At 60.1% G+C, this 25,003-nt stretch carries 15 protein-coding genes and 1 pseudogene; 14 read left to right on the top strand and 2 right to left on the bottom strand.

Features of this window, described 5'->3' with window-relative positions; genetic code table 11:
• Positions 1–17 precede the first annotated feature (17 nt).
• The 12 genes from J4E63_RS28050 (at position 18) to J4E63_RS27995 (ending at position 19,740) form a co-directional block, all read left to right on the top strand.
• Entirely contained in the window at positions 18–473 is a 456-nt protein-coding gene (locus J4E63_RS28050; RefSeq protein ID WP_060740018.1) for a type VI secretion system amidase effector protein Tae4, read from the top strand.
• Positions 473–898 (top strand): hypothetical protein, encoded by a 426-nt coding sequence (locus J4E63_RS28045; RefSeq protein ID WP_060740017.1) that lies wholly within the window; start codon positions 473–475, stop codon positions 896–898. Before J4E63_RS28050 ends, J4E63_RS28045 begins: the two co-directional genes overlap by 1 nt.
• On the top strand, positions 892–1,404 hold the full coding sequence (gene tssE, locus J4E63_RS28040) for a type VI secretion system baseplate subunit TssE (protein ID WP_058542707.1): 513 nt from the start codon (positions 892–894) through the stop codon (positions 1,402–1,404). The genes J4E63_RS28045 and tssE overlap by 7 nt, the downstream gene beginning before the upstream one ends.
• A complete protein-coding gene (tssF, locus tag J4E63_RS28035) occupies positions 1,401–3,260 on the top strand; it encodes a type VI secretion system baseplate subunit TssF (RefSeq protein ID WP_060740016.1) in 1,860 nt (619 codons plus the stop codon). Before tssE ends, tssF begins: the two co-directional genes overlap by 4 nt.
• Entirely contained in the window at positions 3,224–4,276 is a 1,053-nt protein-coding gene (tssG, locus tag J4E63_RS28030) for a type VI secretion system baseplate subunit TssG (RefSeq protein WP_060740015.1), read from the top strand. The genes tssF and tssG overlap by 37 nt, the downstream gene beginning before the upstream one ends.
• Entirely contained in the window at positions 4,269–6,959 is a 2,691-nt protein-coding gene (gene tssH, locus J4E63_RS28025; protein WP_207283954.1) for a type VI secretion system ATPase TssH, read from the top strand. The genes tssG and tssH overlap by 8 nt, the downstream gene beginning before the upstream one ends.
• A gap of 158 nt (positions 6,960–7,117) precedes the next feature.
• Positions 7,118–9,055: a type VI secretion system tip protein TssI/VgrG gene (gene tssI, locus J4E63_RS28020; RefSeq protein WP_092168355.1), complete on the top strand. Its 1,938-nt coding sequence runs from the start codon at positions 7,118–7,120 to the stop codon at positions 9,053–9,055.
• An 18-nt stretch (positions 9,056–9,073) separates the two neighbouring features.
• Entirely contained in the window at positions 9,074–9,508 is a 435-nt protein-coding gene (locus J4E63_RS28015) for a DcrB-related protein (RefSeq protein ID WP_072407508.1), read from the top strand.
• 12 nt (positions 9,509–9,520) lie between these two features.
• Positions 9,521–13,960: an RHS repeat-associated core domain-containing protein gene (locus tag J4E63_RS28010; protein ID WP_207283953.1), complete on the top strand. Its 4,440-nt coding sequence runs from the start codon at positions 9,521–9,523 to the stop codon at positions 13,958–13,960.
• A gap of 1 nt (position 13,961) precedes the next feature.
• Positions 13,962–14,240, top strand: a complete 279-nt coding sequence (locus J4E63_RS28005) for a hypothetical protein (protein ID WP_060740010.1) — start codon at positions 13,962–13,964, stop codon at positions 14,238–14,240.
• 82 nt (positions 14,241–14,322) lie between these two features.
• The gene (locus J4E63_RS28000; protein WP_259334261.1) at positions 14,323–18,717 is read left to right on the top strand and encodes an RHS repeat-associated core domain-containing protein; all 4,395 of its coding nucleotides are present in this window, start codon (positions 14,323–14,325) and stop codon (positions 18,715–18,717) included.
• Between the two features lie 6 nt (positions 18,718–18,723).
• Positions 18,724–19,740 carry a hypothetical protein gene (locus tag J4E63_RS27995; protein WP_207283952.1) on the top strand — a complete coding sequence of 339 codons (1,017 nt, stop codon included), beginning with the start codon at positions 18,724–18,726 and terminating at the stop codon, positions 19,738–19,740.
• 38 nt (positions 19,741–19,778) lie between these two features.
• Here the strand turns inward: J4E63_RS27995 and J4E63_RS27990 are convergent.
• A pseudogene (locus J4E63_RS27990) lies at positions 19,779–20,042 on the bottom strand (Fic/DOC family N-terminal domain-containing protein); the annotation flags it as partial.
• Positions 20,043–21,467: 1,425 nt separating this feature from the next.
• Between J4E63_RS27990 and J4E63_RS27985 the strand changes: the two are divergent.
• Together J4E63_RS27985 and J4E63_RS27980 are read left to right on the top strand one after the other, a co-directional pair.
• Complete coding sequence (locus J4E63_RS27985; protein WP_207283951.1) at positions 21,468–21,827, top strand: DUF6124 family protein; 360 nt, start codon at positions 21,468–21,470, stop codon at positions 21,825–21,827.
• 567 nt (positions 21,828–22,394) lie between these two features.
• On the top strand, positions 22,395–22,934 hold the full coding sequence (locus J4E63_RS27980) for a hypothetical protein (RefSeq protein WP_207283950.1): 540 nt from the start codon (positions 22,395–22,397) through the stop codon (positions 22,932–22,934).
• A 400-nt stretch (positions 22,935–23,334) separates the two neighbouring features.
• On the opposite strand, the gene J4E63_RS27975 is transcribed toward J4E63_RS27980, so the two are convergent.
• Positions 23,335–24,783: a hypothetical protein gene (locus tag J4E63_RS27975; protein ID WP_207283949.1), complete on the bottom strand. Its 1,449-nt coding sequence runs from the start codon at positions 24,781–24,783 to the stop codon at positions 23,335–23,337.
• Positions 24,784–25,003: the final 220 nt, after the last annotated feature.

The raw sequence follows: 25,003 nt of genomic DNA, 5'->3' as shown, positions 1-25,003 counted from the left end.
CTTTCGGTGTCTGAGTCATGGCCAAGCCTTCGTTTATCAATTTGTGGAAAGCCTATTCCGACCTGCTGATTGCCCATCCTGACGCAAAACCCTGTGACGGTCCCTGGGCAAACCAATGCGCCATACGCATGAGCCTGACGCTCAATGCGGAGAAAACCATCAAGGTCAACAAATCCACCTACACCAAAGACCCCCTGTGTAAGCATGAACACGCCAGGGGCGCCGAGTCATTGGCGAATTGGTTGTGGAAACATCATCTGGGCCATCCAACTATTCTCAGTAACAGCCCCGAAGATCGAAAGACATTGATGGGCAAGACCGGCCTGATTTTCTTCAAGGACTGCTTTCAGCAATCAGGAGAGACTGCCGAAGGTCGTAGCGGCGACCATATCGATCTATGGAATCGTGGCCTGACCCAAACCAGCGACCTTTTCTATCGATCCAAGAAGGTCTGGTTCTGGGAGCTCATTTAATGAACAAGCCCCTGCTCGCCTTATGCCTGACGACTAGCCTGATCAGCCTGAGCGCGTGCGCCGAGCATGCCGGGGCGCCGACGACCCAGGCGGTTTTCGAGGGCCAGTCACTCAGCCTGGTTGACGATCAGGGCCAATGCACGCTGGTCAAACCCGACCAGAGTCGCATGAAGCTGGACATGGAATGGCCGTGCGGCTTCAGCCTGGATAAACAGCAGAAACTGCGCGTGGAAATGTTCAACAACATCCCGATTTTTGCGGTCTGGCGCAGCGAACACATGCCCGCTCCCAGCCGCGATTGTCTGAGCAAAATGCAGGCTATTCGTCAGATGCCGGAAGGTTTTGAGGCGGGAACGGTCAGCCTGTATGCAGCTTGCGGCTCCGGCGGAGACCAGAAAATGTACGTGGCACCCTTTACGTGGTAACCGAAATCGCCACCCGCGATCGCCTCCAACCCTCCCTATTGGACCGGTTGACCGACGACGATCCGACCAACCCCAAGGAAAGCGCCGACAAACGCGTGCTGTCCCTGACCCAATTGAAAGCCTCGGTGCTGCGTGACCTGGCGTGGCTGCTCAACACCACCTCACTGCTCGACGCCGATGCCACGCTGCACACCCCGGCGGGCACCTCGGTGGTGAATTTCGGCCTGCCGGCACTGGCCGGCAACAGCGCGTCGAACGTCGATGTCTCGGCCCTGGAAACCTTGATCCACCAAGCCATTGCTACTTTCGAACCGCGCATCCTGCGCCACACCCTGCGGGTGCGCGCCCGGGCGACCGCCGAGATGAACCACAACGCCTTGAGTTTCGAGATCGAGGGCGACCTCTGGGCCCAGCCGGTGCCCCTGCGCCTGATGCTGCAGACCGACCTGGATCTGGAAACCGGCCATGTGCGCGTGGTCAACGCCGACCAGCGGAGACGCTCATGAACCCGCGCCTGCTGGAGCTGTACAACCAGGAACTGCACCACGTGCGCGAAAGCGCGGCGGAGTTCGCCAAGGAATACCCGAAGATCGCCAGTCGGCTGACGTTGTCCGGCATGGATTGCGCCGATCCGTATGTCGAGCGCCTGCTGGAAGGCTTCGCCTACCTGACGGCGCGGGTGCAGCTCAAGCTCGACGCCGAGTACCCGACCTTCACCCACAACCTGCTGGAAATCGCCTACCCCCATTACCTGGCGCCGACACCGTCGATGACCGTGGTGCAGATGCAGGCCGACCCGGACGAAGGCTCGCTGAGCAGTGGCTTCCCGCTGCCCCGCGATACCGTCCTGCGCGCCGCCCTGGGTCGCGAAACCCAGACCTGCTGCGAGTACCGCACCGCCCACGCGGTGACATTGTGGCCGTTGCAGGTCAGCCAGGCCGAATACTTCGGCAACCCGTCCGTGGTGCTCGGGCGCCTGGCCGCCAGCGAGCCCAAGGCCAAGGCCGGGCTGCGCATCACACTGCGCACCGGTGCCGAACTGCCGTTCAACAGCCTGGCCCTGGACAACCTGCCGCTGTACTTGAGTGGCGCCGACGAACAGCCCTTCCGCCTCTACGAACAACTGCTGGGCAATGCCTGCGCGGTGTTCGCCCGCAAGCCCGGCGGCGACTGGGTGGAGCGCCTGCCCCAGGATGCGTTGCGCTCGCGCGGCTTCGACGATGCCGACGCCGCGCTGCCGGTGGTGTCCCGGGCCTTCCAGGGCTATCGCCTGTTGCAGGAATACTTCGCCCTGCCCCACCGCTTCCTGTTTGTCGATTTCACCCAGTTGAGCCGTGCGGTCAAACGCTGCGACGGCCAGGAACTGGAGTTGATCGTGCTGTTCGACCGTCACGATCCAAGCCTGGAGGGCAGCGTCGGGGCTTCGCAATTCCTGCCGTTCTGCACCCCGGCCATCAACCTGTTCCCCAAGCGCCTGGATCGCATTCACCTGTCGGAGCGGGTCAACGAACACCACGTGATCGCCGACCGCACCCGGCCGATGGATTTCGAAGTGCATTCGCTCAGCGGCCTCACCGGCCACGGCACCGGACCGGAGCAGCCGTTCTTGCCGTTCTACGCCGTGCGCGATCCGTCCCGCTATGGCCGCGACCAGGCCTACTACACCGTGCGCCGCGAACCGCGCGTGCTGTCCAGCGACCAACGGCGCAACGGCCCGCGCTCGACCTACATCGGCAGCGAAACCTTCGTCAGCCTGGTGGACAGCCAGCAAGCGCCCTACCGCCACGACCTGCGCCAGTTGGGCGTGACGGCGTTGTGCACCAACCGCGACCTGCCGCTGTTCATGGGCGTGGGCAACGGCAAGACCGACTTCACCCTGGCCGACAGTGCGCCGGTTGGCGCCGTGCGCTGCGTGGCAGGTCCCAGTCGCCCACGGGCCAGCCATGCCCACGATGCCAAGGCCTGGCGGCTGATCAGCCAGTTGTCGCTGAACTACTTGTCGTTGAGCGAACAAGGCCAAGGCGCCGCCGCCCTGCGTGAACTGCTGCGCCTGTACGGCGACAGCAACGACGCGGCGCTGCAATTGCAGATCGAAGGCCTGCGGGAAGTCAGCAGCAAGGCTTGCACCCGGCGCTTGCCGATGCCCGGCCCGATCGTGTTCGGTCGGGGCCTGGAGATCACCCTGGAATTCGATGAAAACGCGTTTCGCGGCACCGGGGTGTTCCTGCTCGGTGCGGTGTTCGAGCGCTTCCTGGCACGCTACGTGTCGATCAACAGTTTTACCGAGACGGTGATCCGTACCACCGAACGCGGCGAGATCATGCGATGGAAAGCCAAGCCCGGACGTCGTCCGACCCTGTGAGTACCCTGGAAGCGATGCACCAGGAACCCTGGGAATACGACTTCTTCCAGGCGTTGCGGCGCATCGAGTGCGAATCCCCCGAGCTGCCGCGCCTGGGCCATTCCCTGCGCCTGGCCGATGACCCGTTGCGCCTCGGGCAACAGGCCGACTGCACCTTCGCCCCGGCCACCCTCGCTTCGGTGCAACCGGGCGGTGACGGTACGCCGGCGCGCCTGGAGCAATTTTTCTTCGGCCTCGGCGGCCCCAACGGCCCGATGCCGCTGCACATCACCGAATACGTGCGCGAACGCCAGCGCAACAACGCCGACAGCACCAGCAAACGCTTCCTCGATGTGTTTCACCATCGCCTGCTCAGCCTGTTCTACCGGGCCTGGGCCGAAGCGCGGCCGACCGTCAGCCATGACCGCCCGGACGATGACTACTGGTCGGCGCGCCTGGCGGCGCTCAGCGGCCGGGGCATGCCGAGCCTGCTCAACCAGGGGCTGATCCCCGACACGGCGAAACTCCATTACAGCGGCCACCTGTCGGCGCAAACCCGTTACCCGGACGGTTTGAAGGCGATTCTCAGCGAGTACTTCGGCCTGCCGGTGGAGATCGAAGAATACGTCGGCCAATGGCTGGAGCTGCCCGAACGCAGCCGCGTCGGGGTCAGCGCTCATCAATTGGGCGTGGACTTCTGCCTGGGCCGCTTCGTGTGGGATCGCCAGCACAAATTCCGCATTCGCCTGGGGCCACTCAAGCTCGTCGACTACATGGGCATGCTGCCCGGCAGCCAACCGTTCAACGAGCTGGTGGCCTGGGTCGCCGAATACCTGGGCCATGAGTTGGACTGGGACCTGAACTTGGTCCTGGAACAGCCCGAAGTCCCGGCACTGCAACTCAACGGTCGTTTCCGCCTGGGGTTCAATACCTGGCTCGGCCGCCCCGAAACAGATGCCAACGATTTAATACTGGCCCGGCATTACGCCGAACAGGCCAACACCTCACAGACCTCAAGGAGCCATGAGCATGGGTGAAATCAGTCGCGCCGCGTTGTTCGGCAAACTCAACAGCGTGGCCTACAAAGCCATCGAAGCCGCCACCGTGTTCTGCAAGTTGCGCGGTAACCCTTATGTGGAACTGGCCCACTGGTTTCACCAGTTGCTGCAACTGCAGGACTCGGACCTGCATCGCATCATCCGCCAGTTCAACATCGAGCCGGCGCGCCTGGCCCGTGACCTCACCGAAGCCCTCGACCGCCTGCCACGGGGTTCGACTTCCATCACCGACCTGTCCTCCCACGTCGAAGAAGCCGTGGAACGCGGCTGGGTCTACGGCAGCCTGATGTTCGGCGAAAGCCAGGTACGCACCGGTTACCTGGTGCTGGGCATCCTCAAGACGCCGAGCCTGCGCCACGCGTTGCTGGGCCTGTCGTCGGAGTTCGACAAGGTCAAGGTCGAAGCCCTGAGCGAGCGCTTTGACGAATACGTCGGCGACTCGCCGGAAAACGCCCTGACCGCCAGCGACGGCTTCAATGCCGGCGCCGTGCCGGGCGAAGCCAGCGGCGCCATGGCCCCCAGCGCCATGGGCAAGCAGGAAGCCCTCAAGCGCTTCACCGTCGACCTCACCGAGCAGGCCCGCAGCGGCAAGCTCGACCCGATCGTCGGCCGTGACGAAGAGATCCGCCAACTGGTGGACATTCTCATGCGCCGCCGGCAGAACAACCCGATCCTCACCGGTGAAGCCGGTGTGGGCAAGACCGCCGTGGTCGAAGGCTTTGCCCTGCGCATCGTCGCCGGCGACGTGCCGCCGGCCCTCAAGGACGTGGAACTGCGCAGCCTCGACGTGGGCCTGTTGCAGGCCGGCGCGAGCATGAAAGGCGAATTCGAACAGCGCCTGCGCCAGGTCATCGAAGACGTCCAGGCTTCGCCCAAGCCGATCATCCTGTTCATCGACGAAGCTCACACCCTGGTGGGTGCCGGTGGCGCCGCCGGCACGGGCGACGCGGCCAACCTGCTCAAGCCGGCCCTGGCCCGCGGCACCTTGCGCACCGTGGCGGCCACGACCTGGGCCGAGTACAAGAAACACATCGAAAAAGACCCGGCCCTGACCCGCCGTTTCCAAGTGGTACAAGTGGCCGAGCCGTCGGAAGACAAAGCCCTGCTGATGATGCGCGGCGTGGCCTCGACCATGGAAAAACACCACCAGGTGCAGATCCTCGACGAAGCCCTGGAAGCCTCGGTCAAGCTGTCCCACCGCTACATTCCCGCGCGCCAGCTGCCGGACAAATCCGTGAGCCTGCTGGACACCGCCTGCGCCCGCGTCGCCATCAGCCTGCACGCCGTGCCGGCCGAAGTGGACGACAGCCGCCGGCGCATCGAAGCGCTGGAAACCGAGTTGCAAATCATCGCCCGTGAGCACGCGATTGGCGTGGTCATCGGCACTCGCCAGACCCACAGCGAAAGCCTGCTGAGCGCCGAACGCGAGCGCCTGGCCGAGCTGGAAAGCCGCTGGGCCGAAGAGAAAACCCTGGTGGACGAACTGCTCGCCACCCGCGCCACCCTGCGCGAGCGCGTCGGCGTGGTGGACAGCGAAGACGCCAGCGAAGCCTCCGACAACGAAAGCCACGCCCTGCGCGAGAAACTGGTGGACCTGCAACAGCGCCTGACCGCCCTGCAAGGCGAAACCCCGCTGATCCTGCCCACCGTGGATTACCAGGCCGTGGCCTCGGTGGTCGCCGACTGGACCGGTATCCCGGTGGGCCGCATGGCCCGCAACGAACTGGAAACCGTGCTCAACCTCGACCAGCACCTGAAAAAACGCATCATCGGCCAGGACCATGCCTTGCAGATGATCGCCAAGCGCATCCAGACCTCCCGCGCCGGCCTCGACAACCCGAGCAAGCCGATTGGCGTGTTCATGCTCGCCGGCACCTCCGGCGTGGGCAAGACCGAAACCGCCCTGGCCCTGGCCGAAGCCATGTACGGCGGCGAGCAGAACGTCATCACCATCAACATGAGCGAGTTCCAGGAAGCCCACACCGTGTCCACCCTCAAGGGTGCGCCACCGGGCTACATCGGCTATGGCGAAGGCGGCGTGCTGACCGAAGCCGTGCGGCGCAAACCGTACAGTGTGGTGCTGCTGGACGAGGTGGAAAAAGCCCACCCGGATGTGCATGAAATCTTCTTCCAGGTGTTCGACAAAGGCGTGATGGAGGACGGCGAAGGCCGGGTGATCGACTTCAAGAACACGCTGATCCTGCTGACCACCAACGCCGGCACCGAGCTGATTGCCGACGTCTGCAAGGATCCGCAGAACGTGCCCGAGCCGGAAGAAATCGCCAAGGCCCTGCGCCAGCCGCTGCTGGAGATTTTCCCGCCGGCCTTGCTCGGCCGCCTGGTGACGATCCCGTACTACCCGCTCAGCGACGAGATGCTCAAGGCCATCACCCGCCTGCAACTCAACCGCATCAAGAAGCGCGTGGAGAGCACCCACAAAGTGGCCTTCGACTACGACGACGCGGTGATCGATTTGATCGTCTCGCGTTGCACCGAAACCGAAAGCGGCGGGCGTATGATCGACACCATCCTGACCAACAGCCTGCTGCCGGACATGAGCCGCGAGTTCCTGACCCGCATGCTCGAAGGCAAGGCCTTGGCCGGCGTGCGGATCAGCGCGGTGGACAACGAATTGCAGTACGATTTCAGCGACGCGGCCTGACGGTAAGGAACACTGCAAAACCCCGTGGGAGCGAGCTTGCTCGCGATAGCGCAGTCACATTCAACATCCGTGTTGACTGACATACCGCCATCGCGAGCAAGCTCGCTCCCACAGTTGTTCCAATCAGCGGCGCAGCCATTACAACGATGAGATGAGCGATGTTATTCAACCAAGCCTCACGCCTGGCCAAGATCACCAGCCCCCTGGGACCTGAGGTACTGCTGCTCAAGGACATGGGCGGCGGCGAAGAACTGGGGCGGCTGTTCAACTATGAGCTGCAGCTGCACTCGCTGGACAACGCCATCGACCTCAATCAGGTGCTCGGCAAGCCCATGTGCGTGAGCCTGCAACTCGATGGCGGTGGCGAGCGTTATTTCCATGGCATCGTCGCCCGTTTCAGCCAGAACGTCGACCAGGGCCAGTTCGCCAGTTACCAGGCCACCCTGCGCCCGTGGTTTTGGCTGCTGACCCGCACCTCCGATTGCCGGATTTTCCAGAACCTGACCATCCCGCAGATCATCAAGCAGGTGTTTCGCGACCTGGGCTTTTCCGATTTCGAAGACGCCTTGAGCCAGACGTATCGCGAGTGGGAATACTGCGTGCAGTATCGCGAGACCAGCTTCGATTTCGTCAGCCGCTTGATGGAACAGGAAGGCATCTACTATTTCTTCCGCCATGAGCAGGGCCGGCATGTGCTGGTGCTGGCCGATGCCTATGGCGCCCACACCACGGCCCCCGGCTACGGCTCAGTACCGTACTACCCGAAGAACGAGCAGCAGCGCGAGCGTGACCACATTCACAACTGGCACCTGGCCCAGGAAGTCCAGCCCGGCTCCCTGGAGCTCAACGACTACGACTTCCAGCGCCCGAGTGCGCGCATCGACGTGCGCTCGGCCATGCCCCGCCCGCACACGGCCGGCGACTATCCCCTGTACGACTACCCTGGCACCTACGTGCAGAGCCAGGACGGCGAACACTACGCCCGCACCCGCATCGAAGCCTTGCAGACCCAGCACGAACAGGTCGAGCTGGCCGGTAACGCTCGGGGCCTGGGCTCGGGGCATCTGTTCAGCCTCACCGGCTTCACCCGCCAGGACCAGAACCGCGAATACCTGATCGTCGGCGCCCGCTACTACATTTCCCAGGAAAGCGGCGAAACCGGCGGCGGCGCGCCTTCGGCGCAGTTCGAAAGCAGCCTGATCTGTATCGACGCCCAGCAAAGCTATCGGCCACTGCCCATCACCCATCGCCCTATCGTCAAAGGCCCGCAGACTGCGTTAGTGGTGGGTCCCAAGGGCGAGGAAATCTGGACTGACCAGTTCGGCCGGGTGAAGGTGCATTTCTACTGGGACCGTCACGACCAATCCAACGAAAACAGCTCGTGCTGGATTCGCGTGTCCCAGGCATGGGCCGGGAAAAACTGGGGCTCGATGCAGATCCCGCGAATTGGCCAGGAAGTGATCGTCAGTTTCCTCGAAGGCGACCCGGATCGGCCGATCATCACCGGTCGCGTCTACAACGCCGAACAGACCGTGCCCTACGACTTGCCCGCCAATGCCACCCAGAGCGGCATGAAAAGCCGTTCGAGCAAGGGCGGCACGCCAGCGAATTTCAACGAAATCCGCATGGAAGACAAGAAAGGCGCCGAGCAACTGTACATCCACGCCGAGCGTAACCAGGACATCGTGGTCGAGGTGGATGAAAGCCATTCGGTGGGCCATGACCGCAACAAGAGCATCGGCCACAACGAGACGGTGACCATCGGCAACAACCGCCTGCGCATCGTCAAGCAGGAGGACATCCTCTCCGTCGGCCAGCGCAAGACCGACAGCATCAGCCAGAGCTACGTGATTGAAGTGGGCGAAAACCTGCGCCTGGTATGTGGCGAAAGCATCCTGGAGCTCAACGCCAGCGGCCAGATCAACCTGACCGGCGTACAGATCAGCTTCTACGCCAGCGGCGATGCCGAGTTCAACACCGGCGGCGTGCTGCACCTGAACAACGGTGGCGGCCCCGGAGCCACGCCGGACGGCCAGGGCGTCAAGGGCAGCATTGATGCCAACATCCAAGCCGCGTTCCCTGCACCCAAGGGCTAACCTCGAGATTTTCGCGCCATGACTTACCGCCTCAATGAATTCCAGTTCCAGCTGCCGCCCAGCGAATTGCTGGACGCGACAATCAACATCCTCAAGTTCCCCGAACTGGGCACGTCCTTGATCGTCAGCCGCAGCTTGCTGGCCGAGGGCGAGACCCTGCAAAGCAACCTCGACGACCAGCTCAAGCGCCTGGAAAAACAGGTCCAGGACCTGCGCTGCCAACCGGGCGCCACCGTGCGCGTAGGCGCCAACCAGGAAGTCGAAGCCATCGAACTGCGCAGCCAGTTCAACAAGGGCAATGAAAAGGTCTTCCAGTTCCAGCTGGCCCTGGTGCTGCCCGGCACCCGCAAAATGCTTGCCCTGAGCTACGTGAAAGCCGAGAAACTGGGCGATGCCGAAGCGGCGCATTGGGCAACGATCAAGGGTTCGCTGCTGTTCGACGTTCAGGCTTGATGAGCACCCTGCATGTCTGACGCACTCTGGGCCGCTCGGCTAGGCGACGCGCTGAACCACACCTCGATGATGGCCGATATCCTCGGCGGCGTCCTGGAAGTGGCCGCGAACATTGCGATCACCGCGGTGGCGACGGCTGCCGTGGTCGCGGCCACGGGCATTACCGTTGCCACTGGCGGCTTGGGTTGCTTCCTGCTCGGCGCGGTGGTGGGTGCCGTGGTCGGCCTCGCCATGAGCAAGACCGGGGCCGACAAGGGGCTAAGCGACCTCTGCGAGGGCATCGGCAACGCCCTCTTCCCGCCCACGGTGCAGGCCAACATCCTCACCGGCTCCACCAACACCTTGACCAACAACATCCCTGCCGCCCGCGCCGCCGGGGCGATCGAGTCCCATGTCGCGCCGGCCGGCACCGAACTTGAAGCACCCGAAGCCGAACCCAGCTACCTGGACATGGCCGAGAATTTCTTCTCGCAGATGTGGCGTCCCACCGTCGCCGTGCCCGCGCCCGGTGCCGTGCCCAAGCCGCTGGACATGATCACCTGCATGAAACACCCGCCGATGCCGCCGCAGTTCCTGGCCGAAGGCTCGGACAAAGTCACCATCAACGGCCAGCCCGCCGTGCGCAGTGGCGACCGCAGCACCTGCGATGCGACCGTGGTATCAGCCGGGCTGATTTCACCTGACGTGACCATCGGTGGCGGTTCGGTGGTGGTGCGCGAGATCCGCAGCGGCAAGACCCCGGGCGTCGGGCTGGCGGTCACGGCGCTGCTGATGCTCAAGGGCGGCAAGGGTAAATTCCTCAGTAACCTGCCCTGCATGTTGATCGGCGGTGCGGCGTCGATGGCGGTCAGTAGCGCGATGGGCGCCGCGGCCAACGCCGCGATGGGCTCGTCGAACCCCGTGCACGCCGCCACCGGGGCCAAAGTGTTGGGCGATGTCGAGGAGATGGACTTCGTCCTGCCCGGCATCTTGCCGATCGACTGGCAACGCTTCTACAACAGCCGCGACGAACGCCGCGACGGATTGTTCGGTGCCGGTTGGAGCGTGCCCTACGAGGTGCGCGTCGAAATCCTGCCCCATCCAGACGGCGGCGAAACCCTGGTCTATAGCGACGAACAGGGCCGCCGCATCGACATGGGCTCGATCCCCCTGGGCGGTGCCGTGTTCAGTGCCGGTGAAGGCCTCAGCGTGCGCCGGCATGCCAACGGCGAGTTGCTGATAGAGAGCGCGGACGGGCTGTACCGCTTGTTCGAACCCACGCCAGCCAATGCAGCGCTGCTGCGCCTGAACCAACTGGGTGACCGCAACGACAACCGTATCCACCTGGAATACGACGATAACGGACGCCTGGCGCAACTGCGTGACACCTTCGACCTGACCCGCATCGCACTGGCGTATGACGAGCGCTGGCCACAACGGGTCAGCCGGATCGACCGCCTCTATGCCGATCAACGCCGGGAAGTGCTGATGCACTATGGCTACGACGGCCAGGGCGATCTCGCGCAGGTCCGTCAGTCCAACGACCAGGTAAAACGTCGCTACGCCTACGACGCCGGGCGGCGAATGGTGGAACACCAACTGCCTACCGGGCTTCGCTGTTTCTATGAATGGGCGTTGGTTGAAAACCAGGAATGGCGCGTGGTTCGCCACTGGACCGACGCGGGCGACGCCTACACCTTCGATTACGACCTGGCCGCCGGGACCACGCGCATCACCGACGGTTTGCAGCGCATCAGCACCCGTCGCTGGGATACCCGATATCAGATTACCGAAAACACCGACGCGCTGGGTCGCACCTGGACCTTCCAGTGGAACGACGAAAGCCAGTTGCTGGGGGCGACCGATCCCAACGGCGGACAACATCAGTTCAGCTATGACGAAGCGGGCAACCTCTGCGAAACCCGCGACCCGCTGGGGCGCAGCGAGTCAACCCTGTGGCTCGAACACTGGGCCCTGCCCCTGGCTGAAACCGATGCCGCGGGAAATACCTGGCAGTACCGCTATGACGCGCGGGGCAACCGTATTCGCGAAACCGACCCGCTGGGCCACGTCACCCGCTATCGCCACGACGCCCACGGTCAAGTGGTGGAGGTCATCGACGCCACCGGCAAAAGCAAGCGCATGCGCTGGACGGCGCTTGGGCAACTCAGCGAACACATCGATTGTTCCGGTTACACCACACGGTTGAGCTATTGCGAGCGAGGGCTATTGCTCAGCAGCACCGACGCACTGGGAGAGCGGACGCTTTTCAGCTACGACGACCAGGGTCGACTGCTGAGCAAGCAACTGCCGGACGGGCGCACCGAGCACTATCAGCGTGACGCAAGCGGACAGTTGATCAGCTATAGCGATCCGGCCGGGCATACGACAACTTTCCAACACACCCTAAGCGGCCAACTGCGGGTGCGCACCGACGCCCATGGTCGCCGGGTGGAGCTGAGCTACGACGACTACGGGCGCCTGCTGGCCCTGACCAACGAAAACGGTGAGCGCTACCGGTTCGCCTGGGACGCCGCCGACCGCTTGACCGCCCAACACAGCCTGGACGGCAGCCTCAAGCGCTACGCCTACGACCCGCTGGACAACGTCACCCGCGTGGAAGCGCTCGCGGTGCCTGGCAACACCGACCTGGACCTCGCCCCCCAAGCCCCCATCATTCATGAGCTGGAGCGCGATGCGATGGGGCGACTGGTGGCGAAAGTCACCGCAGACGGGCGCACCGAGTACCGCTATGACGCGCTCGACCAGGTCAACGCGATCACCTTCACCAGCCAGACCGGTGAAGTACAAAGCCTGGGCTTGCGTTACGACGCCCTGGGGCAATTGATTACCGAGCAAGGCTGGGCGGGGAACCTCGAACATCGCTATGACGAACTGGGCAACCTGAACCAGACGCTGCTTCCCGACGGTCGTTGGCTGAACCGCCTGCACTACGGCAGCGGTCACCTGCACCAGATCAACCTCGACGGCCAGGTCATCAGCGATTTCGAGCGCGACCGCCTGCACCGCGAAGTACTGCGCACCCAAGGGCGCCAGAGCACCCGCAGCGAATACGACCGCAGTGGCCGCCTGCGGGCCCGCCAGCGGCGGCAACAGGGTCAATCCACGCTGCTGCAGCCTGTGGCGCAATCGCTGTTTGGCTATGACGCCAGCGATCAACGGGTGGAGCGCTTCGACAGCCAGCCCGAAGCGTCCCATCGCCAGTTACTGCACTATGACGCCACCGGCCGCATTCTTGCCAGCCAGGACAACCTTCAAGGCCAGCGTGAAAGCTTCGCCTATGACCCGGCCGCCAACCTGCTGGACGGCCTGGGCACAGGCCAGGTCGCGCATAACCGCTTGTTGACCTACCAGGACAAGCGCTACCGCTATGACGGTTTCGGTCGCATGGTGGAAAAACGCAGCGCCCGACGTGGCGTCCAGCGTTTTCGCTACGATGCCGAACAACGCCTGGTGGAAGTGCGCAACGATAACGGCTCGGTCGTAAAAATGACCTATGACCCGTTGGGTCGACGCATCGAAAAAGCCGAGTACGACCGCAACGCCACGCTGCTCAGCCGCACCCGTTTCACCTGGGATGCGCTGCAACTTTTGCAGGAACACCGCGACAGCCAGACCAGCCTCTACATCTACGCCGACGACAGCCACGAACCCCTGGCGAGGGTCGACGGCCTGGGCGATCAGCAGAAGGTCCGCTACTACCACAACGACTTCAACGGCCTGCCCGAACAGCTCTCGGAAGCCGACGGCCACACACTCTGGCGAGCCCGTTACCAGGTCTGGGGCAACACCGCCGAAGAGCTGCGCGAACCGTATTACATCGAAGAGCAGAACCTGCGCTTCCAGGGCCAATACCTGGACCGCGAAACCGGGCTGCACTACAACACCCTGCGTTTCTACGACCCGGACATCGGCCGCTTCACCACACCGGACCCGATCGGCCTAGCCGGTGGGCTGAACCTCTACCAGTACGCACCGAACCCGGTGAGTTGGATCGACCCCTTCGGGCTGATGAAATGCTCGACGCCGCCCAAGGGTCGCAAGGTCAACCGAACGGTGTATCGCTTTGAAGAGCCGGGGCGGATCAGCACGACCTGGACGGCGCACAAGTGGAACGTCGCCTCCAGGCACCGTTACACCGCCCCCGGCCTGGGCGGTGTCTATGGCGCCAACTCACGCAAGACAGCCATGGGCGAAGTCAATCACTGGGGCGTGGACCTGTCCACACGGGTGCTGGTCAGCAAGAAAGTGCAGCTCAACAACGTCCTGGACCTGACCCGGGCCGATGTGCGCAAACAATTGGGGGTCTCCCTCAAGAGCATTACCGGCGACAAATACACCCAGACCCATCAAATCGGCGCCTGGGCCAAGGCTAATGGTTATGATGGGATCCTGGCGCCGTCGGCGCGAAACCCGACCGGCAGCAACTTGATTTCGTTTGCAGGTTTTTAAAATGGGACTGGAAGACGAATACGTCGGCGATGCCGATTGGCAGCATTTCGTGCGGTTGTACGAAGAGGACTACCTCGACGACAACGCCCGCGTGCTGGCCAAGGCCATGGATGACAACCTCGACATGGCCGTGGTGCTCTATGGCAAAAGGGGGCTCAAGGAAGGCTTATGGTGGCTGGAACAGACCGTGCCCGCCCTGGGTAACAAACGCCCGGCCGATTGCCTCAAGACCCCGAAACTGATCAAGCGCCTGAGAATGGCCCTGATGAGCATGCCCTAACCCACAAGGACAGATGCAATGGAAGGCATCCAACTGCTTGAACGCACCCTCCCCAACCACCCTACCCGCCTGAGCAACGTGCATGTCTGACGCGCTCTGGGCCGCCCGCCTGGGCGATGCACTCAACCACACCTCGATGATGGCCGACATCCTGGGCGGTGTATTGGAGGTGGCGGCCAACATTGCGATCACCGCCCTGGCGACCGCCGCCGTGGTCGCGGCCACGGGCATCACCGTGGTCACCGGCGGCCTGGGCTGCTTCGTCCTGGGCCTGGTGGTGGGCACCATCGTCGGCCTGGCCATGAGCAAGACCGGGGCCGACAAAGGCCTGAGCAATTTATGCGAGGGCATCGGCAACGCCCTCTTTCCGCCCACGGTGCAGGCCAACATGCTCACCGGCTCCAAGGACACCTTCACCAACAACATCCCCTCGGCCCGGGCCGCCGGCGCGGTTGTTTCCCATGTCGCACCGGCCGGCACCGAACTGGAAATGCCCGAGCCGGAAGAAGAACCCAGTTACCTGGACATGGCCGGGAGTTTCTTCTCGCAAATGTGGCGCCCCACTGTCGCCTCGCCCGCCCCCGGTACGGAGACCCGACCGGAAGACCTGGTGATCTGCACCAAGCACCCACCCATGCCACCGCAGTTCATGGCCGAAGGTTCGGAGAAGGTCACCATCAACGGCCAGCCCGCCGTGCGCAGCGGCGACCGCAGCACCTGCGATGCCACGGTGGTGTCGGCCGGGCTGATTTCCCCTGACGTGACCATTGGCGGCGGCTCGGTGGTGGTGCGCGAGATTCGCAGCGGCAAGACCCCGGGCGTGGGCCTGGCGGTCACCGCACTGCTGATGCTCAAGGGCGGCAAGGGCAAGTTCTTCAGCAAACTGCCGTGCATGCTGGTGGGCGGCGCGGTGTCCATGGCTGCCAGCAGCGCGGCGAACGCGGCCGCCAACGCCGCCATGGGTTCGTCGAACCCGGTGCATGCCGCCACCGGAGCCAAGGTGCTGGGCGCTGACGAGGACCTGGATTTCGTCTTGCCCGGCATCCTGCCGATTGACTGGCAGCGCGTCTACAACAGCCGCGACGAACGCCGCGACAGTTTGTTCGGCGCCGGCTGGAGCATCGCCTACGAAGTCCAGGTGCAAATCCAGCCCCACCCCGAGGGCGGCGAAACCCTGGTCTACACCGACGAACAGGGCCGGCCCATCGACATGGGCTCCATCCCGTTGGGCGGCGCGGTGTTCAGCGCCGGCGAAGGCCTGGCCGTGCGCCGCCACGTGAACGGGCAATTGCTGATCGAAAGCGAAGACGGCCTGTACCGTTTGTTCGAACCGTCACCAACCAACCCCTCACACCTGCGCCTGAGCCAACTGGGCGACCGCAACGACAACCGCATCCACCTCGACTACGACGACGCCGGACGCCTGGTACGGCTGCGCGACACCTTCGACTTGGTGCACGTCGAGCTGATCCGCGCAGGCGAACGCGTCACCCACATCGAGCGCCTCTACCCCGACCAAACGCGGGAGGTGCTGGTCAGCTACGCCTACGACACGGCCAACACACTCGCCGAAGTGCGCGACGCCAGCGGCCAGGTGCAACGGCGCTTCCGCTACGACGCCGGGCAGCGGATGGTCGAGCACCAGTTGCCCACCGGCCTGCACTGCTTCTACGAATGGGCCCTGATCGACGACCAGGAATGGCGCGTGGTCCGGCACTGGAGCGACGAAGGCGACGCCTACCAGTTCGACTATGACCTCGAGGCCGGCATCACCCGCATCAGCGACAGCCTGCAACGCGTCAGCACCCGGCAGTGGAACAGCCAGCACCAGATCACCCACTACACCGACAACCTCGGCCAGACCTGGCTGTTCGAATGGAACGACGAACGCCAATTGCTCAGCGCCACCGATCCACAAGGCGGCCAGTACCAATTCAACTACGACGACGCTGGCAACCTGATCAGCGAAACCGACCCGTTGGGCCGCAGCGAATCCACCCTCTGGCTCGAACACTGGGCCCTGCCGCGGGTGGACACCAACCCCGCCGGCCACAGCTGGAAATACCGCTACGATCAACGCGGCAACTGCACAGCGCAAACCGACCCGCTGGGCCACGTCACCCGCTATCGCCACGACGCCCACGGCCAGGTCGTGGAAATCATCGACGCCACCGGCAAAAGCAAAAAACTGCGCTGGAACCCGTTCGGCCAATTGGTGGAACACGTCGATTGCTCGGGTTACCCGACGCGCTTCAGCTACGACGCCCGCGGTTACCTGCAGACCATCACCGACGCCCTCGGCGAGCGCACCCAGTTCAGCTACGACGCCCAGGGGCGTTTGCTCGGCAGCCAGTTGCCGGACGGCCGCACCGAGCGCTACCAGCGCGACACCGCCGGCCAGCTCACCGGCTACACCGACCCGGCCGGGCACACCACGCTCTACCAACACAACCGCCGCGGCCAGGTCCGCCAACGCACCGACGCCCAGGGTCGGCAGGTGCAGTTTGTCTACGACAGCTTCGGCCGGCTGCAAGCGCTGACCAACGAGAATGGCGAAAGCTACCGGTTTGCCTGGGATGCAGGGGATCGGTTGGCCGAACAGCGCAACCTTGATGGCAGCGCCAAAGGCTACACGTACGACGCCCTCAACAACGTAAAGCGAGTCGAAACCGTCGCCGCGTCGCGAGGTGGTCATCAGCCCAGTGAAAAGCCCCTTGTTCATCAGTTAGAACGTGATGCCATTGGCCGGCTGACAACCCGAATCACACCGGATGGACAGTCGCGGTACAGCTATAGCCCGTTGAATCAGTTAATCGAAGCCACGGTCATCGATAACGACGGCAACGAACAACGACTGGGCTTTGCCTATGACGCTCTGGGTTATCTGATTGAGGAGCAGAGTTCAGCAGGTGTTCTGAAGCATCACTACGATGAACTCGGCAACCTGATCCAGACCTACCTACCCGATGGCCGTTGGGTCAACCGTTTGTACTACGGCAGTGGTCATCTGCACCAAATCAACCTCGACGGCCACGTCATCAGCGACTTCGAACGCGATCGGCTGCATCGAGAGGTGCTGCGCACCCAAGGCCAAATCAGCACACGGAGTGAGTACGACCGTAGCGGGCGCTTACGCAGCCGCCAACGTCGGCATACCCGCCAACCGGCGTTGATCCCTGCCACCGATCAGACCCATTTCGAGTTTGATCCTGGTGACCACCTGGTGGGGCGCCTTGAGCGGCTGCCAACAGGTCAACAACGCCAATTGCTGCACTACGATGTGACGGGCCGGATCCTGGCCAGCCAGGGCACTCGGCAAAGCCAGAATGAAACATTTTCCTTCGATGCCGCCGCCAATCTCCTCGACAGTTCCGGCACCGGTGGGCGGGTTACGCACAACCAACTCAAGCGCTATCAGGATAAGCACTATCGCTACGATGGCTTTGGCCGAATGATTGAAAAGCGCAGCAGCCGGCATGGCCTGCAGCGTTTCAGCTACGACTCGGATCATCGACTGGTTGAAGTTAGAACGCACAAGTCCGACGGTGAAAGCATCGTCAGGATGCGCTACGACCCGTTGGGCCGAAGGATTGAGAAAACCGAACACGATGACGACGGGCGTCTCATCGCCTGCACGCGTTTCGACTGGGATGGCCTGCAACTACTCAAGGAACATAAAAATAGCCTGACCAGCCTGTACCTCTACATCGGCGACAGTCACGAGCCCTTGGCCCGCGTCGACGGCATCGATGAACATCAACGCATCCGCTATTACCACAACGACCCCAATGGCCTGCCACAAGCCTTGACGGAAAGTGACGGCCATCCGCTATGGCACGCTCGCTACCAGGTATGGGGCAACACCACTGATGAAGTCCGTGAACCGTACTACATCGAAGAACAGAACCTGCGGTTTCAGGGGCAGTACCTGGACCGGGAAACGGGCCTGCACTACAGCACCTTCCGCTTCTATGATCCCGACATAGGCCGCTTTACCACGCCCGACCCGTTGGGCCTGGCGGCAAGCCTGAATCTTTATCGCTACGCACCGAATCCATTTACCTGGATCGACCCGCTGGGGCTCAAAGAGAATGAGATTATCCGGTACATGGGCGAGAGCGAAACCGTCTCGTCCAAGGCTGCCAACGGAGGCAAAGGTGGCCTGGTTCCGAATATCCGAGGAGAGAAAGCGGTGTGGGTCAACCAGGACAGTAACCCTGGATTCAACCCAGGCAATGAGAAGTATCGGGTAGTGGCCACCGTTAATAACGAAGGTGTGAGCATGCTCAATAATCACAAGGACATCTCTACCGTTGACTATAAAGAGACGGGCCTGAAAGATGGCGTGCTGTCCAAGACGAATGAGCCCAAGGCCAGAGGCATCGGTTTCCGATTATTGGATAAATTCAATAAAACCATTACGTCATTTCGTGTCGAGAAAAAAGGCCCGAACGGAAAATGGAAGACCTGCGGATAACGCCAGATGGACATATTCGATCTTCTCTCCTACAAGCTTGAAAACTTCCTGAACGTCCGGCCGTATCCGAAGGCGTTGGGTGCTGTTTTTTACGAAGAAGACGAGCCTGCGCTGCTGACCGCTGTCGCCAGAAAACGCAATGGCGCGCCCTTCAGCGTTAGCCGCTGGCATGATTTGTTTTCCGTCAGCGCTTTCGAAAAAGCCATGTTGAAGAACGGCTTCACAGAACCCGACTGCTACGCCCTGCTGCTGGTCCTGTCGCGTTTTGGCTACCTGCTTGAAATCGACAACCGTCAACGAACCAACAAGCAGTACTTTATTTTCTTCTACCTGATCCAGCTGATCAGCTTGAAGAACAGCGCCCTGGATGCGGACGCGCACCTGAGGAACTACATGCTCAGGTTCCTGCTTTTCGAATTGAGCATTGATGACGAGGCTTATCGCCGGTTCAGCATCGAAGGCAATCAACTGATGATGGCGACCGACGGGCTGGGGCCCGTGGCTTTTCTGGATGTGATTGATCGGGTCTACAAAACGATCAAGGCCGACAGCAGGAAAGAGCATGAACTGCTCAGGACGCTGAAAACCTTTCAAACAAGCACCGTCAGATTACTCACCGAGCCCGACGAGACTCATTACCGCTTCGCGATCAATGATCGCCACAGCGAGCTTATGTACCCCGATGTATTTCTGCTCACGTACGCTCAGGACCCGAAAAAAATATTTGATGCGTTGATCGATGCGGTCAATCCGCTTCAATCAACGGCAAACCTGTTCGTCTCCAATATGGTTGTGATGAATTACGCCTTTCACATCCTGAAAGACAAACCTCGCGACGTTCTAAAACTGAAAAAACACGTCCGTGATGAAGCGTTGTTTGGCCAATTGCTGGAAGTGATCATCCGGCGTCGGATGGGGGTCGACAAAGCGCTGTTCAAAAAAATTCCCACGGGGCAGGATCTTGCCTTGATCAACGATGAGCACACCTCGTTCTACAACATCTTGTACAGCCACGCAGGTTAAGCACAAATCCCCGTGGCGAGGGAGCTTGCTCCCGCTGGGCGGGCATGCTGAAAGAGCAAGTCCGTAGTGGTCACGATGCTTTCGATCTCGGAACTGTCCTTGGCTTCCAACAAGGGGATGGTGTTGATCAACACCGTTTGGTTGGGGATCAGTTCGGCTGCCTGCTTCAGCTCAGCCAAGGCCGTGCGTGCCTCGATACAGCGCTTGAGTACTGCACGGGTTTCCAGTTCGGCGGCTGGAGGCAGAGGCGGTAATTGGTTATACGGTTTATCGGGCTGCCAGATGGGAGGGGCTGCAGTCATGGGGCGATCCTGGTCCTTTAGATAAGGGGCGAGGGCGCTCGGTCAGGCGCCCTCTCATGTCGTCAGTGTGAACACGACGGAATAACGTGTCGCTGTTTTTCGATTTTTGCGACACGTCATCCTCTCATGTCGTTGGCGACGACATGAGAACGGAACGTGTCGTCGAAATGGCTTTTTAGCGACACAATGGAGGCGTCCTGAATGGCTTCAGCGCTCATCGAGCCTTTGACAAACTGATCGATGAACTCCTGGGGGATCGAGGGCAACTCCCTCGCTAACCGCAGCCCCCCGTGGCGAGGGAGCTTGCTTCCGCTGGGTGGCGAAGCCGCCCCAAAGCAGGCTGACGCATTCTCCCATGCAGACCGCAGCAACCGGTTTACGGCGGCGCCACCGAACGCAAGCAAGCTCCTTCGCCACGGTCTGCATACACCTTGAAGCCAGGTAGGTATGGCTGCCGCCTTCGCAAGCAAGCTCGCTCCCACAAAGGAGGCGGCCTCCCCGTCCTGTGAAGCCCAGCCTGCGCGCCTTAAGGTGTACTGCAAGTTAAGAAAAAATCCGCAAAACCAGCGTAAGTGAAGATTTTCTTGGCGCACTGAAGAAAAACTGGGCCTAAGGCAGAAAAGTAAAAAATTCACCATGAGCTCGGCTAGTACGTGCGGATCTAGGAGTCCTTTCAAGGATCCTTACCAAATTTGGAGTGGTTCAGAGACAGCAGCAAAACTTCCTATACGTGCAATACCTTAGCTCTAATTGCATATTTAGCTGTATAGCTAAACATGCCAAACAAGCTAATAATCGATCATTTTTTGATCTATCAAGACTCTGGTACCAGTTAGGATGGGCTTGTAGAACATCAAGGAATTCACCGTACGGTTTCCCTGCCCGACGTCCAACGACTGCTCAAACTCATTCATTGCCGACGAGCCGAATGCCGGGTTATGTCGCCTCCCCCTCTCCGCAGCACCACAATCCCGCTGGACGATAACCCCCCAAAACAGCCGGCTCATTCCTACAGAAAAATCACTGTGCCACCGAACGAGAGCAAGCTCCCTCGCCCCGAATCCTGGGCATTACAAAGGCTTGTTTATTCTCCCTCCGCAACGCCTCCACCAAGCTACGAATCCTTGCGCCATTGCCTACAACTACGCCAGAATCCGCCCGCTTGTGCGCTTTGTCTCTGGCCTCTATCGTTTCCCTGCCACTGCCCATCAGTGGTCGGGTTTAGTAGCCCTGGTTGGAAATACATAATGGTTGCATGAGTCTCATCAGTCAGGCGTTGTCTGCACTTGATGGTGGCTGTGCGCATGGCGCCCTCGGGCGCGCCGGGCTTTTATGTGTTTTCCACCGGTCTACTAACTTGCGCACAGCTGCCACCCCTTCGTTTAGTAGCGAGATGGTTGCGGCCTACTAAAGGGAAAAATGCATATGTTCAAGATAACTCCGAACCCTCCAGAAACAGACCCAACCACTACCCGTTCCGGTAGCAAAAACAAAAAGCAGGACGAAGCCGCCAAACGCGCCTTGGATTACTACCTGCTACCGAAACCGGAAAAGTCCGAAGATGCATCCAAACCGGGCCAGCTATTCACCGTGGCAAAAAACGCTGACAACGAATGCCTGCTCGCCAACCTTAGCGAAAACCTGGCATCTGCCGACGCGATGATCAGCAACCTGGCCTTTGACCTGGAAGGCCCCCGCCGTCACATCGCCCTCGGAATCCAGCAACTGATTGAACTGAGTTCATTGCTGGCAAACCGAGTGCTCGATAACGTCGACCCACGCTAGCCGCTACAGCATCGATCCCGTGGTGAGGAACTTCCTCCCTCACCACGGATCGCCTACACCTCAAAAGCAAGCATGTAACCCGCTGCCGCCTTCGCAAGCATGCTCGCTCCCACAGAGAATTGGTGGAGGGCGTTTGTTCGGAGGAACTCTGCTTTACTATTTTTTAGGTGCGCTGCAAGTTAAGAAAAAATCAGAAAAGCCCCCTCAACTGAAGATTTTCTTGGCCCACTTAAGAAATCCTGATCAAGGGCAGAGAATTAAGGATTTGCCACGGACACACGGCTGGACGCGTGTGGACTACAGGAATCGTGAAAGGCATCGACGATGCGGTCGAATACACCTCAAATCACCTTCGCGACGTCCCGACTGACATAATGTCTTTTCCATTCTCCCCATGATGAATCTCCTTCTAGCCACAGACAGCAACCGGCCAAAAGCAGAGCATGGACACACTGCTAATACGCCAGTAATGTGTGCCCAAGTCATGTCGCTTTTCCTCCTCGCCTCGCTCTCTGGGACTGCGTGCCGCAGCCCCTTAACCTAAACGTTAGCACTCACGGCAGAATAATGGTTATCCAAACAACTATCGGCGCACTGTTCTTCTCTGCTTACGCGAAAGGCCGGGCACTGGCTACCGACGAAGCCATCTTTAAACATACGCAACTAGAACCTCGTCTTCCTCCTAGGATGAGCGTCGATTTACTTGAAGCAGTACTAGTCGTACTTAAACCGCAAGTACCAATCAACACCGTTACGATTTCTTGCAAGTGGGTTAAGGTTCCAGGCCCTTGGGATGATCGACCATCTGGAGAATGCTTGGATGCACAATCTTGGGTGCTTGGTGAAAAACTTGTTCTCATTGGCACAGAGGACCTCGATAGTCTTAGCATTCGTTTAACAGAGCATGGCCTCTTAAACGCGCCTTACCCGGTTAACTACTGCAACGATGGTTTTGAGATCGTGTTGCCACTGGTTCCTGCGTGTCGGATAACATCGTTGCACTTCATAGTGGCATCCAATTCTTACCCAGAAGCTGTAGATTACTCTGCTTGGTACGCCGTTGATGTACCTCACGGCCACGTATTGACCGCCGTAGGTGAGGGCTAACAACTGGTTCAAGTCGCTCGCTTCGCTCATTCGGGACCGGCTAAAGCCAGCCCCTTAATCGTAGAGATGTTTGGTGTTCCGCCCGGGTATGCGCAACGTTTAGCGGTAGGTGCCCTAGATGGAATTCAGTCGTATGGAGGAAATCCGGAGAATGGGCTCACGATGAAATAGACAGTGGGAGTAGTTGTGGCAGGCCGGATCAACTTTGGCGCATTTTTTTCAAAAGTCCATAAACCGAGTGAGTGCTTAGGGCAGAAAACGGCCAATAGCTGCCTGTGGAGAAGACAGGTTTGATGCGCGGTCGCCGTGGATACTCCGAACAGACTGAAAGTGTCAAACTGTGCGTATTTCGACCTACGGAGCAGCATTCTTTATCCACCATATCTGCGTGGGTACCGGTTCAAAGAGAATCATCGCCAGGACCTTTCTTCCCATAATTGATCGCAAGTGGCGGTTGCCATCCTGCAACCGGCCCAACGTGTACCTTCACACCTCTGGCGAATTGCTCTTGTAGGTATGGAGCCCCTCTATACAAAATCGCATTACAATCTTTCTCCAGCTCTTTGTACAAAGAGTTATCGCTGGCGCAGCTGTACAGGAGTGCCACGTTAAGCACACCTTCCTTGCTTTGGGCTGATACTTTTACATAAAGATCACTTGAATTATCCGTAAACTCAACTGCCCATCCAGCGCTTCTTAAAGGACGTACTAAATCGTCGATGCAATCCTTCATAAGCAGCGCCTTTCGAAGGGTCGCTCCGTCGTCGGTTGGCACGATAGGGACCAATTTGCCGTTTTCTTGATAATGCTTCTCCTCCATGAGTTTTATGACCATTTGAGCAGATCCATGAAGAATCGCTTGCTGCCATAATAGTTCGCTGTCTTTGTTCGTCGCCGGAAAGAGAAGTGGAGCTGAATTATCTTGGTGGTACCACGACTCAATGACACTCACCGTAGATATGGCAACAATCAATCGAGACAAATTTGCCTGTTGCCATTCGGGCGAAAGCCCATGTGCAAAGAGATGTCTATTTAAGCGAGCCGCACCTTTGTATCCGTCTGTGTTTTTGTAGAATGAATCTTGCAGCCACCGCCTGAATGTTTCAAAAGCAAAAACCATCTCGTCCATGCCGAACAGATATTCAGTGGTTTTGTAGTTCGTGGGAGTCCACATCCCTTCGAAGTGCAGCTCGGCGGCATTACTGATGGCTCCAGCAACGGCTTTGTTCACTCTTTCCATGGTCGCTAAGGACTGGGTTTCCATGGGAAGTATTTTTGAAACTGCACCTTCAATGGCTGGGATGAGCGCCGCTATGCTTGCCGATTTGTAACCGGCGTAAAATGCCAAATACGCTTCTCTGGCCAATGGGCGGATATCAGCGAGGCATGACGCGCCGACCATTATTTGCTCTATGCAGACAGCTTCGAAAGAAAGCGTGTAAATAGTGGAAGTATGATAATTGAACAGCTTTATCGCGTCTTCGGCGGTTCGGTGCTCACAGTCATTGAGTATTTTTGTCACATCTTCTCTACAGACCCAGAACGGGGAGAACCACTCGAGCTTTTCCCAAATTGCTGCCGTCTTTGAATATGACTCGTCCCGCTTAATCCAAGCTTCTCGGCTCGCTTCTGTGGTCACTGGAAAGCATGCGCTTCCGTGCTCAGTATGAATTATCACGCAATCGGTCTTGCCAAATCTCCCCACATCTCTGCGTACGACTCCGGAGACGGTTAAACCTTTCGCCACCGCCCAGCTTTCAATCTCTTCCAGATTTACTTTATCTTGGTTGGAGTTCTTAAATCTAGCCCAGATGCCGCTGAACGCACATTCCAACGTTTTCCTTTCCATGATTTTCTCCAAAAAGCCCCAGACCGAGTCATTCGATATTGGCAAACCTGACACTGTCGCATTCAGATTGACGAGTGTAGAGATATATCATCGTCGTTTGGGGCGAAAAGATTGCTTGTGGTCGATGAAGCCCTTGCCACAGGCAGAAATAGGCCAAAGCGAACACAATCGTTTGATTAAGGGGCGGGCTCCAACCCGTCCCGTTGAGCGAAGCGAACGG

The sequence above is a fragment of the Pseudomonas sp. FW300-N2F2 genome (assembly GCF_017351655.1).
GTDB classification, from domain to species: Bacteria; Pseudomonadota; Gammaproteobacteria; order Pseudomonadales; family Pseudomonadaceae; genus Aquipseudomonas; species Aquipseudomonas fluorescens_AA.
This window is presented reverse-complemented; position numbering and strand designations above follow the sequence as displayed.

Excerpts from the sequence above, each read along its gene's own strand:
- J4E63_RS28050 (WP_060740018.1), top strand. The coding sequence starts at position 18 with ATGGCCAAGCCTTCGTTTATCAATTTGTGGAAAGCCTATTCCGACCTG.
- J4E63_RS28045 (WP_060740017.1), top strand. The coding sequence starts at position 473 with ATGAACAAGCCCCTGCTCGCCTTATGCCTGACGACTAGCCTGATCAGC.
- tssF (WP_060740016.1), top strand. The coding sequence starts at position 1,401 with ATGAACCCGCGCCTGCTGGAGCTGTACAACCAGGAACTGCACCACGTG.
- tssG (WP_060740015.1), top strand. The coding sequence starts at position 3,224 with ATGGAAAGCCAAGCCCGGACGTCGTCCGACCCTGTGAGTACCCTGGAA.
- tssH (WP_207283954.1), top strand. The coding sequence starts at position 4,269 with ATGGGTGAAATCAGTCGCGCCGCGTTGTTCGGCAAACTCAACAGCGTG.
- tssI (WP_092168355.1), top strand. The coding sequence starts at position 7,118 with ATGTTATTCAACCAAGCCTCACGCCTGGCCAAGATCACCAGCCCCCTG.
- J4E63_RS28015 (WP_072407508.1), top strand. The coding sequence starts at position 9,074 with ATGACTTACCGCCTCAATGAATTCCAGTTCCAGCTGCCGCCCAGCGAA.
- J4E63_RS28010 (WP_207283953.1), top strand. The coding sequence starts at position 9,521 with ATGTCTGACGCACTCTGGGCCGCTCGGCTAGGCGACGCGCTGAACCAC.
- J4E63_RS28005 (WP_060740010.1), top strand. The coding sequence starts at position 13,962 with ATGGGACTGGAAGACGAATACGTCGGCGATGCCGATTGGCAGCATTTC.
- J4E63_RS28000 (WP_259334261.1), top strand. The coding sequence starts at position 14,323 with ATGTCTGACGCGCTCTGGGCCGCCCGCCTGGGCGATGCACTCAACCAC.
- J4E63_RS27995 (WP_207283952.1), top strand. The coding sequence starts at position 18,724 with ATGGACATATTCGATCTTCTCTCCTACAAGCTTGAAAACTTCCTGAAC.
- J4E63_RS27985 (WP_207283951.1), top strand. The coding sequence starts at position 21,468 with ATGTTCAAGATAACTCCGAACCCTCCAGAAACAGACCCAACCACTACC.
- J4E63_RS27980 (WP_207283950.1), top strand. The coding sequence starts at position 22,395 with ATGGTTATCCAAACAACTATCGGCGCACTGTTCTTCTCTGCTTACGCG.
- J4E63_RS27975 (WP_207283949.1), bottom strand. The coding sequence starts at position 24,783 with ATGGAAAGGAAAACGTTGGAATGTGCGTTCAGCGGCATCTGGGCTAGA.